This window comes from Clostridium sp. OM05-6BH (genome assembly GCF_003481635.1).
GTDB lineage: Bacteria > Bacillota > Clostridia > Lachnospirales > Lachnospiraceae > Butyribacter.
Map to the genome: position 1 here is coordinate 97,171 of NZ_QULH01000004.1, position 16,845 is coordinate 114,015.

12 protein-coding genes and 1 tRNA gene are annotated in these 16,845 nt (G+C 43.1%); all 13 read left to right on the forward strand.

Annotation, left to right across the window (positions count from 1 at the left end; translation table 11 throughout):
• The first annotated feature begins 12 nt into the window (after positions 1 to 12).
• The 13 genes from nadD (at position 13) to carB (ending at position 16,791) form a co-directional block, all read left to right on the forward strand.
• Entirely contained in the window at positions 13 to 672 is a 660-nt protein-coding gene (gene nadD, locus DXB73_RS05640; RefSeq protein ID WP_118690405.1) for a nicotinate-nucleotide adenylyltransferase, read from the forward strand.
• A 2-nt stretch (positions 673 to 674) separates the two neighbouring features.
• Positions 675 to 1,256 (forward strand): bis(5'-nucleosyl)-tetraphosphatase (symmetrical) YqeK, encoded by a 582-nt coding sequence (gene yqeK, locus DXB73_RS05645; RefSeq protein ID WP_118690406.1) that lies wholly within the window; start codon positions 675 to 677, stop codon positions 1,254 to 1,256.
• A gap of 26 nt (positions 1,257 to 1,282) precedes the next feature.
• Entirely contained in the window at positions 1,283 to 1,633 is a 351-nt protein-coding gene (gene rsfS / locus DXB73_RS05650) for a ribosome silencing factor (protein ID WP_022025790.1), read from the forward strand.
• Between the two features lie 211 nt (positions 1,634 to 1,844).
• Entirely contained in the window at positions 1,845 to 2,462 is a 618-nt protein-coding gene (gene lexA, locus DXB73_RS05655) for a transcriptional repressor LexA (RefSeq protein ID WP_118690467.1), read from the forward strand.
• A gap of 80 nt (positions 2,463 to 2,542) precedes the next feature.
• Complete coding sequence (holA, locus tag DXB73_RS05660; RefSeq protein WP_118690407.1) at positions 2,543 to 3,517, forward strand: DNA polymerase III subunit delta; 975 nt, start codon at positions 2,543 to 2,545, stop codon at positions 3,515 to 3,517.
• Between the two features lie 142 nt (positions 3,518 to 3,659).
• Positions 3,660 to 3,746: transfer RNA gene (locus tag DXB73_RS05665), tRNA-Ser, on the forward strand.
• Positions 3,747 to 3,906: 160 nt separating this feature from the next.
• The gene (locus DXB73_RS14495; protein WP_182448251.1) at positions 3,907 to 4,053 is read left to right on the forward strand and encodes a hypothetical protein; all 147 of its coding nucleotides are present in this window, start codon (positions 3,907 to 3,909) and stop codon (positions 4,051 to 4,053) included.
• 139 nt (positions 4,054 to 4,192) lie between these two features.
• Positions 4,193 to 8,734: a glutamate synthase large subunit gene (gene gltB / locus DXB73_RS05670; RefSeq protein ID WP_118690468.1), complete on the forward strand. Its 4,542-nt coding sequence runs from the start codon at positions 4,193 to 4,195 to the stop codon at positions 8,732 to 8,734.
• A 33-nt stretch (positions 8,735 to 8,767) separates the two neighbouring features.
• On the forward strand, positions 8,768 to 10,249 hold the full coding sequence (locus DXB73_RS05675) for a glutamate synthase subunit beta (protein WP_118690408.1): 1,482 nt from the start codon (positions 8,768 to 8,770) through the stop codon (positions 10,247 to 10,249).
• A 279-nt stretch (positions 10,250 to 10,528) separates the two neighbouring features.
• Positions 10,529 to 11,839 carry a glutamine synthetase family protein gene (locus DXB73_RS05680; protein WP_118690409.1) on the forward strand — a complete coding sequence of 437 codons (1,311 nt, stop codon included), beginning with the start codon at positions 10,529 to 10,531 and terminating at the stop codon, positions 11,837 to 11,839.
• A 36-nt stretch (positions 11,840 to 11,875) separates the two neighbouring features.
• Complete coding sequence (locus tag DXB73_RS05685) at positions 11,876 to 12,436, forward strand: ANTAR domain-containing protein (protein ID WP_118690410.1); 561 nt, start codon at positions 11,876 to 11,878, stop codon at positions 12,434 to 12,436.
• A complete protein-coding gene (locus DXB73_RS05690; protein WP_022025781.1) occupies positions 12,433 to 13,533 on the forward strand; it encodes a carbamoyl phosphate synthase small subunit in 1,101 nt (366 codons plus the stop codon). The genes DXB73_RS05685 and DXB73_RS05690 overlap by 4 nt, the downstream gene beginning before the upstream one ends.
• A gap of 42 nt (positions 13,534 to 13,575) precedes the next feature.
• On the forward strand, positions 13,576 to 16,791 hold the full coding sequence (gene carB, locus DXB73_RS05695) for a carbamoyl-phosphate synthase large subunit (protein WP_118690411.1): 3,216 nt from the start codon (positions 13,576 to 13,578) through the stop codon (positions 16,789 to 16,791).
• Positions 16,792 to 16,845 lie beyond the last annotated feature (54 nt).

Genomic DNA, 16,845 nt, shown 5'->3' on the forward strand with positions numbered 1-16,845 from the left:
GGCGATAAGTAAATGTTAGTGAAGGATAGTGGAGTCACAGCCAAAAGAAAAGTTGGTATTATGGGCGGGACGTTTGATCCGATCCATAATGGGCATATGACGATGGCGAGGCAGGCAGCACTTCAGGCTTCTTTGGAATGTGTGCTATTTATGCCTACCAAGATACCTCCACATAAAGAAAGTACTAAAATAACATCGGAGTCTGTTCGGTCTCAGATGGTTCGACTGGCTGTGGCAGGAAATAATGATTTTATGTTTTCGGATTTGGAGTTACGACGCACAGGGACGACATATACTGCAGATACTCTGCAGATACTCACAAGAGAGCATCCTGAGTGTGAGTGGTACTTCATTTTGGGAGCAGATTCTTTTTTTCAATTAGAACAGTGGTATCACCCGGAAAGAATATTTGCCAATGCTATTATACTGGCTGTGGGACGGGATGATGTTCCGGCAGAGCAGATGCGTAAGCACAAGGAATATTTATGTCAAAAGTATCATGCGCGTATACAATTGATCGATATACAGCAGATCGAGATCAGTTCTCATGAGATTCGCGAAATGATCGCGCAAGGGCATTCTGTGGATGAGATGCTTCCGCAGGCGGTTGCAGCTTACATTCACGAGCAGCGATTGTACCTGGATCCGGTGCAGGGCAGGAAAGGAAACTAGAGATGCAGCAACAGATACAAGAAATTCAAAGTAAGTTGAGTAAGAAATTATCGGAAAAACGATTTACGCATACGATAGGAGTGCTTTATACGGCAGAAGCGCTGGCAATGCGCTACGGAGAAGATTTAGATAAGGCGGCGTATGCGGCGGTATTGCACGATTGTGCAAAATATTGCAGTGGCGAGCAGATGCTTCAAAAGTGTCGTAAATACAATATTGAGATTTCAGAGGTGGAACAGAAGAATCCGTCGCTTCTTCATGCAAAACTTGGAGTCTATTATGCGAAACATCGTTACGAAATTGATGATGAGCAGATATTGGCTGCAATTCGCTGGCATACGACAGGAAGACCGGAGATGACCTTGTTGGAGAAAATAGTATTTTTGGCAGACTATATTGAGCCCAACCGCAAATTGATACCGGGACTTACACAGGTACGTCAGATAGCATTTTGTGATATTGATAAGGCAGTGTGCATGACGTTAGAAAATACAGTTTCGTATCTAAAAGGAAGCAGCCGCGGGATGAAATGTTTTGATCCGAATACCAAACAGGCATATGAGTATTATAAACAATATCAATAAACAATCGTAGAAAGGATATAATAATTATGACAGAACAGAAAAAAATGGCAAAGATCGTATATGAGGCATTAGACGAAAAGAAAGGTTATGATATTAAATTGATCGACATTTCTGAGATTACAATGATCGCAGATTATTTTGTGATCGCAAGTGGGGACAGTACCACGCAGATCCAAGCGATGATCAATAATGTTGAGGAGCATATGCACAAAAACGGATATGCCGTAAAACGTGTCGAAGGTAATAAAAACAGTACTTGGGTATTGATGGACTTTGGCGATGTGATCGTGCACATTTTTGATAAAGAGGATCGCCTGTTTTATGATCTGGAGCGTATTTGGGCAGACGGTAAGGTGCTGCAGGCAGACTCGCTATAGTTTAACAGCCTTCAAATAGAAAATTTGTTCGGAACATTTGTTTGACACTACAGAACATATGTGTTACTCTGTTAATGATGAGACTGCCCATATCGTGTGCAGCAGTATATATAACACACATTGTTTGTTAGATGAGCAGATGCACTGTATTATGCAGAACATGCGCAGTAGATTATTTGATAGAACGAATACAGGAATTGGAGGCATATTTATGGCTAAAGGTAAAATATCTGCAAAGCAGGAAGAAATATTAGAGTATATTAAATCACAGACATTACAGCGCGGATATCCGCCGGCTGTACGTGAGATCTGTGATGCGGTACATTTGAAATCAACTTCATCTGTACACTCTCATCTCGAGACGCTGGAGAAGAATGGTTATATTCGTCGTGATCCAACGAAACCTCGTGCGATTGAGATCATTGATGATGAATTTAATCTGGCGCGAAGAGAGATCGTAAATGTTCCGGTGATTGGGGAGATTGCAGCAGGAGAACCCATTTTTGCAGAGCAGAATATCGAGGGGTATTTTCCATTACTTCCAGAGGATGTACCGACAGGAGAATCATTTATGTTGAAAGTGCGTGGAGAGAGTATGATCAATGTCGGAATCTATGATGGTGACAAGATATTGGTAAAGAAGCAGAACACTGCGAGAAATGGTGAGATTGTGGTTGCTTTAGTGGAAGACTCTGCTACGATCAAGACTTTTTATAAAGAGGATGGGCATTATCGTTTGCAACCTGAAAACGATACAATGGATCCGATCATTGTCGATCGGGTTGAGATTTTAGGTAAGCTTGCCGGATTATACAGAACATATCGTTAGCAGCAGATATGACACCAAGAAATTTCTTTACCGGAGCTCTATACTCTATAAATAAGTAGGAGAGAAAGGCGGACAGTAAGTTGCAAAAACTAAAGGCGGATATTAAGAATAGACAGTTTAAGAACTGCTATCTGTTTTATGGAGAGGAAGATTATCTCAAACGTCTTTATAGAGACAGCTTAAAGGCTGCTGTTTTAAATGGCGGAGATGATATGAACTGTACGCGGTTCCAAGGTAAAGAAACAGATGTGGTGCAGATCAAAGATCTTGCTGATACACTGCCCTTTTTTAGTGATTATCGATTGATCATTGTGGAAAATTCCGGTCTGTTTAAGTCGGCAAATGATCTTGCAGATTATCTGCCAAATATGCCGGACTCTACAATCTTACTTTTTGTGGAGAGTGAGATTGATAAACGTAACCGCCTGTATAAGTATGTCAACAAATGCGGATATGCGGTTGAAATGAAGCCGATGAACGATCGGGAGATCAAGCTGTGGACTGTAGGGATCCTCAAGCAGGCAGGAAAGAAGATGAGGGAGAATACAGCAGAGTATTTTTTGGGATTGATCGATAATGATATGTATCATGTGAAAAATGAACTGGATAAATTGATCGGTTTTGTCGGCGATCGCGATGAGATCACGAAAGAGGATGTCGATGAAATTGCGTGTGTACAAGTGAATGGACAGATTTTTCAGATGATGGATGCAGTCGCTTCCGGTGATCAGAAGCGGGCGATGAAATTGTATCGGGATCTCTTGGAACTTCGAGAGAGTGCAATGTCCATTTTGTACTTGTTATCGAGACACTTTAATATATTACTGCAGATAAATGATTTAGGGAGTGGAGTCCCAAAGGGAGAAATTGCACGAAAAGTTGGAATTCCGCCCTTTTCTGTGGGGAGATACCAAAGTCAGAGTCGTCATTTTTCGACAGCGAAGCTTAAGGAAATGCTGGAACAGTGTGTAGAGACAGAATATCTGTTTAAGCGTGGACGGATTGAGGATCAAATAGGTGTAGAATTATTGTTAGTACAATTTACGAAGCAGTAATTTTGACAGATGAAAATACTTATGATATAATACTCGAAGTGTGCTCAATTTACGAGCTTCTTTGAAACTTCATTATATGCTGTGAATCGTGTACAATGATTCAGGATAATGAGTCTTACTGAGCTTTAAGGGCTATATATATGGAGAGTTGTCCGAGAGGTCGAAGGTGCATCACTCGAAATGATGTGTCGGTGAGAACTGACCGAGGGTTCGAATCCCTCACTCTCCGTTTCATGTTATGAAATTTTATAGATCGGTGTTACGCTTTAAGAGTGTAACATCGATCTTTTGTATTATGGGATTAAGGCGTCAAAGGTCCTTGATCATCATAAAACAATGCTTTGTTTTCTTATTGAAATAAAATGATCAATTGAAAATGGAGGAACTTTATGAATGGGAACAAAAGAAAAATAAGTAAAACGATTATTTACTTTAGAAAACAAATAAAACATATAAATTCACAAAATAATATTGCTTTTTTGAGAAAAAAACCGTATAATATCAACAAGTTGATGAACAAAGGGGTTCAGCAATGAGAGAATTCATGGGCTTTTCCTGAAGTGGAAAGAGCTTGCGTGTGGTCTCTGTTGCTGGACTCCTTTTTTGTTGGATAGGAGGAATAACATGGCTAAGGAAAAAGCGAGAAACAATGCGCAATCTGAAATTGCAAAGGCAATGCAGGTGGTCGATCATGAAAAAAGAGGACTTTATGATCCTCGTTTTGAACATGATAACTGTGGTATCGGTGCAATCGTCAATATTAAAGGTAACAAGACGCATGATACCGTTTCGGGAGCATTGGACATTGTAGAGAAACTGGAACATCGTGCCGGCAAAGATGCAGAAGGAAAAACCGGTGATGGTGTTGGTATTTTATTACAGATCTCCCACAATTTCTTTAAGAAAGCGGTTGCTCCATTAGGAATTGAGCTTGGAGAAGAGCGGGATTATGGTATTGGTATGTTTTTCTTCCCACAGGATGAATTGAAGAAAAATCAGGCAAAGAAGATGTTTGAGGTCATCGTCGAAAAAGAGGGACTGGAATTTTTAGGATGGCGTGAAGTTCCGGTATCGCCAAAGGTGTTAGGACATAAGGCGTTAGAGTGCATGCCATGCATCATGCAGGCATTTGTAAAGCGTCCGGAAGATGTGGAACGAGGCTTAGACTTCGATAGAATGTTATATGTAGCGAGACGTGTATTCGAACAGAGTAACGATGATACCTATGTCGTATCGTTTTCCAGTAGAACGATCGTATATAAAGGAATGTTTTTGGTGGGACAGCTTCGTTTGTTCTTTGAAGATCTGCAAAGCCCGGAATATCAATCTGCGATTGCAATTGTTCATTCCCGTTTTAGTACGAACACAAACCCAAGCTGGATGAGAGCACATCCGAATCGTTTTATCGTTCATAATGGTGAGATTAACACGATTGTCGGTAATGCTGATAAAATGTTAGCGCGTGAAGAGACAATGGAAAGTCATTATCTTGCTAATGAGTTTAGCAAGGTGCTTCCGGTCGTTAATCCGAACGGATCTGATTCCGCCAGACTTGATAACACATTGGAGTTTTTGGTAATGAGTGGTATGGAACTTCCACTTGCTGTCATGATCACAATACCGGAACCGTGGGAAAATGATATGAGTGTAAGTCAGAAAAAGAGAGACTTTTATCAGTACTATGCAACGATGATGGAGCCATGGGATGGACCGGCTTCTATCTTGTTTTCCGATGGTGATTATATGGGTGCCGTACTCGACAGAAACGGACTCCGCCCATCTAGATATTACATTACGACAGATGATCAGTTGATCTTATCTTCTGAAGTTGGTGTATTTGAAATTCCACCGGAAAAAATCGTGAAGAAAGACCGCCTTCGTCCGGGACGTATGCTTTTGGTTGATACAGTCAAGGGTGAATTGATTGACGATGATGTATTAAAAGAGCAGTATGCGTCTCGTCAGCCATATGGCGAATGGTTATATAACAATTTGATCACTCTTCAGGAAATCCATATTCCAAATCAAAAAGTAGAGCAGATGAGTGACGAGGAAAGAGTTCGTCTGCAAAAAGCATTTGGATATACTTTTGAGGAATATAAGACATCTATCCTGCCGATGGCACAAAATGGAGCAGAGCCGATCGGAGCGATGGGTACAGATACGCCGTTGCCGATGCTTTCTGAGAAACCGCAGCCATTATTTAACTATTTTAAGCAGTTATTTGCACAGGTAACAAATCCGCCGATCGATGCGATCCGTGAGGAGATTGTAACTTCTACGAGTGTTTATATTGGACAGGATGGTAATCTGTTAGAGGAAAAGGCAGAAAACTGCAAAATGCTCAAGATCAAAAATCCAATCCTTACAGATACGGATCTTCTTAAGATCAAGACACTGAATAAAGATGGATTTAAGGTGGAAGAAATTCCGATCACGTATTATAAAAATACATCATTAAAAAAGGCGTTGGATCGTCTTTGCTTAGAGGCAGACCGTGCGTATAAAGAGGGCGCAAATATTTTGATCCTGACAGACCGTGGTGTAGATGAAAATCACGTTGCGATCCCGTCTCTGCTGGCTACGGCAACGATGCAGCATCACTTGGTAACAACCAAGAAAAGAACAAGCGTTGATATGATACTTGAGACAGCAGAACCAAGAGAAGTACATCATTTTGCAACTTTATTGGGTTATGGTGCAAGTGCTATTAATCCGTATCTTGCACATAGCACGATCAAGGAATTGATCGACAATGGAATGCTGGACAAAGATTATTATGCAGCAGTAGATGATTACGATGCAGCTGTCTTACATGGCATTGTAAAAATTGCCTCTAAAATGGGTATTTCAACAATTCAATCTTATCAGGGATCAAAGATCTTTGAGGCGATTGGTATTGATCAGGATGTAATTGAAAAATATTTTACGAATACAGTTAGCTGTGTGGGTGGAATTACTTTGGAAGATATCCAAAATCAGGTAGATGAACTTCATTCTTCTGCATTTGATCCGTTAGGACTTCGCGTAGACTTGAATTTGGAGAGCAGAGGACAGCATAAGGCAAGAGGCGGTAAAGAAGCCCATCTTTATAATCCGGAAACGATCCATTTGCTGCAGCAATCAACGTGGACAGGAAGTTATGATCTGTTTAAGCAGTATACCAAGACTGTTGATGAAAAAGAAAACAAGATGACCCTGCGCAGTATGCTTGACTTCAAGTTCCCGAAGAAAGGCATTCCAATCGATGAAGTTGAGAGTGTGGACGAGATTGTGAAGCGTTTTAAGACCGGAGCAATGTCTTATGGATCTATTTCTCAAGAAGCACACGAGACGTTGGCAATCGCTATGAATCGTTTGCATGGTAAGTCCAATAGTGGCGAGGGCGGTGAGAGTCTGGAACGTCTTGAGACAGCCGGTGCCCCGGACAGCAGATGCTCTGCGATCAAGCAGGTGGCATCAGGACGATTTGGTGTCACTTCCCGTTATTTGGTAAGTGCTAAGGAGATTCAGATTAAGATGGCTCAGGGCGCTAAGCCGGGTGAAGGTGGTCATTTGCCGGGTGGTAAAGTGTATCCTTGGATCGCCAAGACAAGACATTCAACACCTGGTGTCAGCTTGATCTCCCCGCCACCGCATCATGATATTTATTCGATCGAAGATCTGGCACAGTTGATCTACGATCTGAAAAACAGTAATAAAGATGCCAGGATTTCTGTTAAACTGGTTTCTGAAGCAGGTGTCGGAACTGTCGCAGCCGGTGTTGCCAAAGCCGGAGCTGCAGTTATCTTGATCTCCGGATATGATGGAGGTACCGGAGCAGCACCGAGAAGTTCGATCTACAATGCCGGACTTCCTTGGGAACTGGGACTTGCAGAGACTCACCAGACATTGATCATGAATGGCCTTCGATCCCGTGTTATGATCGAGACAGATGGTAAATTAATGACCGGTCGTGATGTTCTCGTGGCAGCATTGCTCGGTGCAGAGGAGTATGGTTTTGCAACAGCTCCGTTAGTTACTATGGGTTGTGTCATGATGCGTGTCTGCAATCTTGATACTTGTCCTGTAGGTGTTGCAACACAGAATCCGGAACTTCGTAAGCGTTTTATGGGCAAACCGGAATACGTTGAGAACTTTATGCGTTTTATTGCGCAGGAACTTCGCGAATATATGGCAGCACTTGGAATTCGCAAGGTCAATGATCTGATCGGACGTACTGATCTGCTGAAGATCAAGGATGGTGAAGAAGAGAAGGCAAAACACATTGATCTTAGTGCGATACTGGATGCAAGTTTTGCGGGTGAGCGCAAAGAAAATAAATTTAATCCAAAAAATAAATTTGATTTCGAACTTGAGAAGACAATGGACGAAAAGGTGTTCCTTCCTAAGTTGAAAACAGCATTGGAGACTGGTGAAAAAGCTAAGATTTCCGTGAATGTTACGAACTTAAACCGCTCCCTGGGAACGATTCTCGGCTCTGAGATCACCAAGAGGTTCCATGAAGGATTGGAAGCAGATACGATCACTGTAGAATGTCATGGCAGCGGTGGACAGAGTTTTGGAGCATTTATTCCAAAAGGACTTAAATTGGAGTTGATTGGTGATTCCAACGATTATATGGGAAAAGGTTTATCCGGTGGAACAATCGTTGTCTATCCTGAGAAAGGATCTAATTTTAAGGCAGAGGATAACATTATTATCGGTAACGTTGCACTGTATGGAGCAACCAGCGGTAAAGCATTTATTAATGGTATCGCCGGAGAACGTTTTTGTGTCAGAAATTCTGGTGCAACGGCTGTTGTAGAGGGTGTCGGTGATCACGGATGTGAGTACATGACCGGTGGACGTGTCGTCGTACTGGGGCCGACGGGCAAGAACTTTGCAGCCGGAATGAGCGGCGGTGTTGCTTATGTTTTGGATGAAAACAGTGACCTTTATCTGAAGTTAAACAAGGAACTGGTATCCAGCGAACCGGTAACGGATAAATATGATGTCTTAGATCTGAAAGCAATGATCGAAGAACATGTTGCTGCAACAGGTTCCGAAAAGGGACAGATGGTGTTAGATCACTTTAGCGAGTATCTTCCGAAATTTAAGAAGATTATCTCTTATGACTATAGTAGAATGTTGCAATTGATCGCTCAGATGGAAGAGAGAGGTTTAAGCTATGAACAGGCACAGATCGAAGCATTCTACGCACACAAGAACCAGTAAACAGGCATAAGTTAAAAGATGGAGGAAAAAGCGATGGGAAAACCTACGGGATTTATGGAATATGAACGAAAAGACAATGCGGCAATAGAACCGCTAGAGCGCATCAAAAACTTTAATGAATTTCATGCACCAATGCGTGAAAAAGACCGTAAAGAGCAGGCAGCACGTTGTATGAACTGTGGAGTGCCGTTTTGCCAGTCGGGCATGATGATCGGTGGAATGGCCTCCGGATGCCCTCTGAATAATCTGGTTCCGGAGTGGAATGATCTGATCTACCGTGGCAACTATGAGAAAGCTCTGCAAATGCTGCGTCAGACGAATAACTTTCCGGAATTTACATCAAGAGTGTGTCCTGCCTTATGTGAAGCAGCTTGTACCTGCGGTTTGCATGATACACCGGTCACTTGCAAGGCGAACGAAAATTATATTGTGGAGTATGGATATCGACATGGCTTGATGGAAGCAAATCCACCAAAGGTACGTACCGGAAAGAAGATTGCGATCGTTGGATCAGGCCCTTCCGGACTTGCGGCAGCAGATCAGTTAAACAAACGTGGTCACAGTGTTACGGTTTATGAGAGAAACGATCATATCGGAGGCTTACTGATGTACGGCATTCCAAATATGAAATTGGAAAAATGGGTGATCGACCGTAAGCAGAAAGTCATGGAGAAGGAAGGTATCAGATTTGTTGTCAATGCGAATGTCGGCAAAGATATTAAAGCGTCCGATCTGTTGCAGCAGTATGACAGTGTGATCTTATGCTGCGGTGCATCCAATCCGAGAGATATTAAGGCTCCGGGGCGTGAGGCAGATGGCATTTATTTTGCAGTTGACTTTTTGACGCGTTCTACCAAAAACGTATTAACCGGTGAAAAGAAAAACTGGGTCAACACCAAAGGAAAAAATGTCGTAGTGATCGGTGGTGGAGATACCGGTAATGATTGTGTTGGTACGGCGGTACGTCAGGGTGCAAAGAGTGTCGTACAGATTGAGATGATGCCAAAACTTCCGGATCAGAGAGCACAGAATAACCCATGGCCTGAGTGGCCAAGAGTCTGCAAGACAGATTATGGTCAGGAAGAGGCAATCGCTGTATATGGACAGGATCCACGTATTTATCAGGCAACCGTTAAGGAATTTATAGCCGATAAAAACGGCAGGCTTAAGAAAGTTAAGCTTGTCAAACTGGAGCCGAAAAAGGATCCTAAGACCGGACGAATGAATATGACAGAGATCGCCGGCAGTGAGTTTGAGATCCCGGCAGACTTCGTGTTGATTGCAGCCGGTTTCTTGGGAACACAGGATTATATCGCAAAAGCGTTTGGCGTAAAACTGAATGCCCGCACTAATGTGGAGACGGAACCGGGCAGCTACAAGACAAATATAGATAAAGTATATACGGCCGGTGATATGCACCGTGGACAGTCATTAGTCGTATGGGGTATCAACGAGGGACGTCATGTCGCCAAAGAGGTAGATAAGGCGCTCATGGGCTATACCAATCTGGAATAGTTCGAAAGAAGCCTGCAAAGCATTTCCTTGCTTTGATAAGATTATGTGGACTTTAGTCCCCTGATCTTTTATAACAAAATCCAACAAGAAGAGCGTCGCACTTTCAAAAAGTGTTGACGCTCTTCTCATTTATAGGTATAATAGGATGAATGTGTAAATTGGTATAATAGGGTCAAAAAATATACGGTTTTATATCAGTTCTATAACAGAGAAAAACCGTATGGAAAAGACATAGTTAGCATGATGAGCCCCTTACACAGGCGCAGAATGGAGGACATGATGGCAAAGTATACCAGACAGGATATACTGGATTTGATTGAAGAAGAAGATGTTAAGTTTATACGACTTCAGTTTACCGATATTGCCGGTAATCTGAAAAATACGGCAACAACAGTTGATCAGATCGACAAGATCCTAAGCGGTCGGTGTCGATTTAACTGTGCAGCGGTAGACGGATTCCGTGGTGTTGGCTATGAAGAACTGTTTTTGGTTCCGGATTTGGATACGTTTGTAACTTTTCCGTGGAGACCACAGAACGGCAAAGTGGCACGTTTTATTTGTGACATTGTTAAGCCGGATGGTACTCCGTTTAAGGGAAGCAGCCGTTATATTCTAAAAAAGGTCATCGCAGAGGCAGAGCAGATGGGATATACACTTGATGTAGGTATCAAGCATGAATTCTTCCTGTTCGATCTGGATGAAAATGGAGAGCCGACCAATCAGTCATCCGAACGGGGCGGCTATTTTGATGTTGGGCCTTCTGATGGCGGTGAGAATACAAGACGTGACATGGTATTATATTTGGCAGACATGGGCATTGAAGTGGAAAGCTCCTATCATTCGGATGAGGCGGCGCAACATGCTTTGGAGATGGCACACGATAATGCACTGACAGTGGCGGATAATATCATGACGACTCGTCTGGTAGTACGAACTGTCGCAAAACGACACGGTGTACATGCAACGTTCATGCCGAAGCCTCGTAAGCATGTCAAAGGTTCTGGTGCGCATTTTACGTTTTCATTGAGCAAAAATGGCAAGAACATCTTTTGCAGCGACAGTGATGAACATGGCATTAGCGCGGATGGGTATCAGTTTATGGCGGGAATGCTTCGTCATATGAAGGGGATGAGCCTGATCACAAATCCAATCGTGAACTCCTATAAGCGCTTGATACCGGGATATTTAGCACCGGTTGCGGTTGGCTGGTCGTTTACCAATGATAGTCCACTGATCCGCTTAACGTCGATTGGTGGAGACGGGGCGCGTATCGTGTTGCGCAGTCCGGATGGGGCTTCTAATCCATATCTCGTGATTGCAGCCTGTCTGGCAGCAGGATTGCAAGGGATCCGAGAGGGCTTGGTTCCACCGCGGTCAATGGAAGAAAGTGAAGGAGAGAACAATCCACAGGGCAATCTTCCGCGAACCCTGCATGAAGCTGTTAAACAGTTTGAACAGGATGAGCTGTTAAATAGTGTGTTAGAAAGCCACATTAAGAATCACATGATCCACACCAAAGAGGCAGAGTGGAATGAGTACTGCAAGCAGGTAACACTTTGGGAAAGAGAGAAATATCTGGGAACGATATAAACATTCTTAAAGCGTGATAGGAGGTTTGCTGACAGCATGGCAGATATTATTATCGCTTTTCCAAAGATTGAAGATGCTAAAAATCTTCGGCGGATTTTGAATAAAAATGGTCATGATGTCACCCTTGTGTGTGACAGTGGGGCACAGATTGTAAGTGCTGTAAATTCGCTTGATGGCGGAATTGTTATTTGTGGTTATCGCTTCTCGGATATGCATTATTCCGAGATTCACGAATATCTCCCTAAGGGGTTTCAGATGTTATTGCTGGCATCACCGGTAAAACTGGCAGACTGCGATGTGCGCGGTCTGATGGCACTACCGATGCCCTTTAAGGTACAGGATCTGATGAGCACCTTGGAAATAATGCTATCACAGTATTATCGATGGTGTAAGAAGCAAAAGAAAAAGCCAAAGGCACGCTCTGAGCAGGATCAGAAAAAGATCGTTACGGCAAAAGAGCTGTTAATGGATCGAAACCACATAACAGAAGAGGAAGCACATCACTATATACAAAAAATAAGTATGGACAGTGGTACCAACATGGTTGAGACTGCTGAAATGATACTAGAACTGAACGGAAAGGAATGGGATCTATGATGACAAAAGCGTTTTTGATCTTAGAAGACGGAACTGTCTTTGAAGGTAAAAGTATGGGAGCACAGAAAGAAGTGATCAGTGAAATTGTATTTAATACATCGATGACTGGTTATTTGGAGGTACTGACTGATCCTAGTTATGCAGGGCAGGCAGTAACGATGACTTATCCTTTGATTGGTAATTATGGCGTATGTTATGCAGATATGGAGTCGAAAAAAGGCTGGCCGGATGGTTTTATCGTAAGAGAGTTATCCCGTATGCCGAGCAATTTCCGTTCGGAAGATTCGATACAGCATTTCTTGGAAGAAAATGATATTCCGGGAATTTACGGAATTGATACCCGTGCTTTAACGAAAATCTTGCGTGAAAAGGGAACGATGAATGGAATGATCACCACAAATGAGAATTATGATCTGGAGGAAATTTTACCAAAGCTCAAAGATTATAAAGTGGTTGGTGTAGTAGAAAAAGTATCCTGCAAAGAGAAAGAAACGTACAAACCGGGAGATATCGGCTCTGAGGAAGTGCCGGTAGAGCGAAAAGTGGTTGTGATCGATGTTGGAACGAAGAAGAATATTATACGCTGTCTGTTAAATCGTGGATGCGAAGTTACTGTTTATCCACAGAATTTTGCGGCACAGGATGTTATCGCAGAGCAGCCGGACGGCATTATGATCACTAATGGACCGGGAGATCCTTCCGAGTGTACGGCAGTGATCGAGCAGATCCGCGTTTTGGCAGGATCCGGTATTCCGATCTTTGCGATTTGTTTGGGACATCAGTTGATGGCACTTGCACATGATGCTAAAACCTATAAAATGAAATATGGACACCGCGGTGCGAATCATCCGGTAAAGAATCTGGAAACAGGAAAGGTATATATTTCATCACAGAACCATGGATATGTGGTTGATGCAGACTCCATTGACAAGTCGGTGGCAGAGCCGTGGTTTATCAATGTCAATGATAAAACCGTAGAGGGCCTTTTGTACTTAAATGAACCGATCAAAACGGTACAGTTTCATCCGGAGGCAAATGCGGGCCCAAAGGATTCCGAACTGCTCTTTGATGAGTTTATGAAAATGATGAGTAAATAATAGACACAGTCAATAAAATACAAAAAGAAATGAGGTTTTCGTATGCCAAAGTTAGAAGGAATTAAGCGAGTATTAGTAATAGGTTCCGGTCCGATCATTATCGGACAGGCTGCTGAGTTTGATTATGCCGGAACGCAGGCGTGCCGCTCTTTGAAAGAAGAGGGCATGGAGGTTATTTTAGTAAACTCCAATCCGGCGACGATCATGACGGATAAAGATATTGCAGATAAAGTATATATCGAGCCTCTTACGGTTGAAGTGCTCGAACACATTATTGAGGTTGAGAAGCCGGACAGTCTTTTGCCGAATATGGGTGGGCAGGCCGGACTGAACTTAGGAATGGAATTAGCAGAGTCCGGATTTTTAGAGTCTCATGGCGTGAAACTTCTCGGAACAACAGCGGAGACGATCCGTAATGCAGAGGGACGCCAGGAATTTAAGGATATGATGGAGCGCATCGGTGAGCCTTGTGCACCATCTGAATTGGTGGAAAATATTGAAGACGGCGTTGCGTTTGCTGAAAAGATCGGTTATCCGGTGGTTCTTCGTCCGGCGTACACCTTGGGTGGTTCCGGCGGTGGTATTGCACATAACCGTGAAGAATTGGAGGAGATCTTATCAAATGGACTTCGTCTTTCTCGTGTAGGACAGGTGCTTGTTGAGCGCTGCATCGCCGGTTGGAAAGAGATAGAGTATGAAGTTATGCGTGACAGCAACGGAACCTGTATTACGGTATGTAATATGGAGAACTTAGATCCGGTTGGTGTACATACCGGTGATAGTATCGTTGTTGCACCATCACAGACGTTGTCGGATAAAGAGTATCAGATGCTTCGTACTTCTGCACTTCGTATTATTGATGAACTTGGTATTACCGGTGGATGTAACGTACAGTTCGCCTTACATCCGACCTCTTTTGAATATATTGTTATCGAGGTAAACCCTCGTGTGAGCCGTTCTTCTGCATTAGCATCAAAGGCAACCGGATATCCGATCGCCAAAGTATCTGCGAAGATCGCGCTGGGATACACATTAGATGAGATCCCGAACGCGGTAACAGGTAAGACGTATGCTAGTTTTGAGCCGGCACTTGATTATGTGGTTGTCAAGATTCCAAGACTTCCTTTTGATAAATTTATTACGGCAAAACGTACATTGACAACACAGATGAAAGCAACCGGAGAGGTTATGAGTATCTGTACCAGCTTTGAGGGCGGATTGATGAAAGCACTTCGTTCTCTGGCACAGCATGTGGACTGCTTAGAAACCGGTGATTATGATAATATGTCTGATGAGGAAGTATTAGAACAGCTTCATGTAGTTGATGACCGCCGCATTTACTTGATCGCAGAGATTCTTCGCCGTGGTATTGCAAGTTATGATCGTATCCACGAGGTCACAATGATCGATGAATGGTTCATTGATAAGATCGCGATCTTAGTGGAAATGGAAAAGAAGATCAAAGCTTGTGGAGGCAAGTTAGATAAAGAACTTCTCAAAGAGGCAAAGCGTATGGAATTCCCGGATAACGTGATCGCACGTTGGACAGGAAAAACAGAAGAGGAGATCAAGAACCTTCGCTATGAGTATGGTATCACCGCAGCGTTTAAGATGGTAGATACCTGCGCAGCAGAATTTGCTTCCGAAACGCCGTATTATTACAGCTGTTTTGATGGCGAAAACGAAGTGGAAGATAACCACGAACGCAAAAAGATCATGGTACTCGGTTCCGGCCCGATCCGAATCGGACAGGGTATCGAGTTTGACTATTGCTCTGTACACAGTGTGTGGGCGTTATCGCAGGAAGGTTATGAGACGATCATTGTAAATAACAACCCTGAGACGGTAAGTACAGACTTTGATATCGCTGATAAATTGTATTTTGAGCCGTTGACACCAGAGGATGTTGAGAATATCGTTCGTTTGGAAAAACCGGATGGAGCAGTTGTGCAGTTCGGTGGACAGACAGCAATCAACCTGACAGAATCCTTGATGAAAATGGGCGTTAAAATATTAGGAACCAGTGCAAAGAACGTTGATGCTGCGGAGGATAGAGAACTTTTTGATGATATTTTGGAGGAGTGCTGCATTCCTCGTGCAAAGGGTGACACTGTCTTTACAACAGAAGAAGCGCTTAAGGTAGCTAATGAACTTGGATATCCGGTGCTTATCCGTCCTTCCTATGTACTGGGGGGACAGGGTATGCAGATTGCCGTGAATGATAAGGATATTGTAGAATTTATGGCAGTGATCAACCGTTATCATCAGGAGCATCCGATCCTCATTGATAAATATCTGATGGGCAAGGAGATCGAAGTGGATGCGGTATGTGATGGCGAGGATATTTTGATCCCTGGAATTATGGAGCACATTGAGCGTGCAGGTATTCATTCCGGAGATAGTATCTCTGTTTATCCGGCACAGACAATTTCTGAAAAGATTCAGAATGTGCTTGTTGACTATACAAGAAAATTAGCGCGTTCACTGCATGTTATTGGATTGATCAACATTCAGTTTATCGTATATCAGGATGAGGTGTATGTGATCGAAGTAAATCCTCGTTCCAGCCGAACCGTTCCATATATCAGTAAAGTGACGGGTATCCCGATCGTTGATCTGGCCTCCCGTGTGATCCTTGGTGCGAAGATCAGAGATCTTGGTTATGAGCCGGGGCTTGCACCAAAGGCAGCATATTTGGCAATTAAGATGCCGGTATTCTCCTTCGAAAAGCTTCGCGGCGCGGAGATCAGCTTGGGACCGGAAATGAAATCTACCGGTGAGTGTCTGGGTATTGCCAAGACGTTTAATGAGGCGTTGTATAAAGCATTCTTAGGCGCAGGCGTTGATCTTCCAAAGCATAAAAAGATGATACTCAGCGTGAAGGATGCGGATAAGTTAGAGGCTGTCGATATTGCACGTCGTTTCAAGGCTCTTGGATATGAGATCTTTGCAACGAGAAATACTGCCAGAGTATTAAATGAGCATGGCGTACAGGTTGTGGCTGTAAACCGTATCAATGAAGAGTCACCGACACTGATGGATCTGCTGTTAGAGCATCAGATCGATCTGGTTATCGATACACCAACGCACGGCGATAAGTTAAAGGATGGCTTCCTGATCCGCCGTACAGCAATTGAGACCGGTGTAAATTGTTTAACATCTTTGGATACGGCAGATGCACTGCTTACCAGTTTGGAAAACGAGGAAGATAAGTTATCTATCGTCGATATTGCTACAATTTCAGAAGGTGCAAAATAAGACGTTCGTGCTAAGCGGGCCGTTTTAGAAGAAGTATGAAATCAATATAGAAAA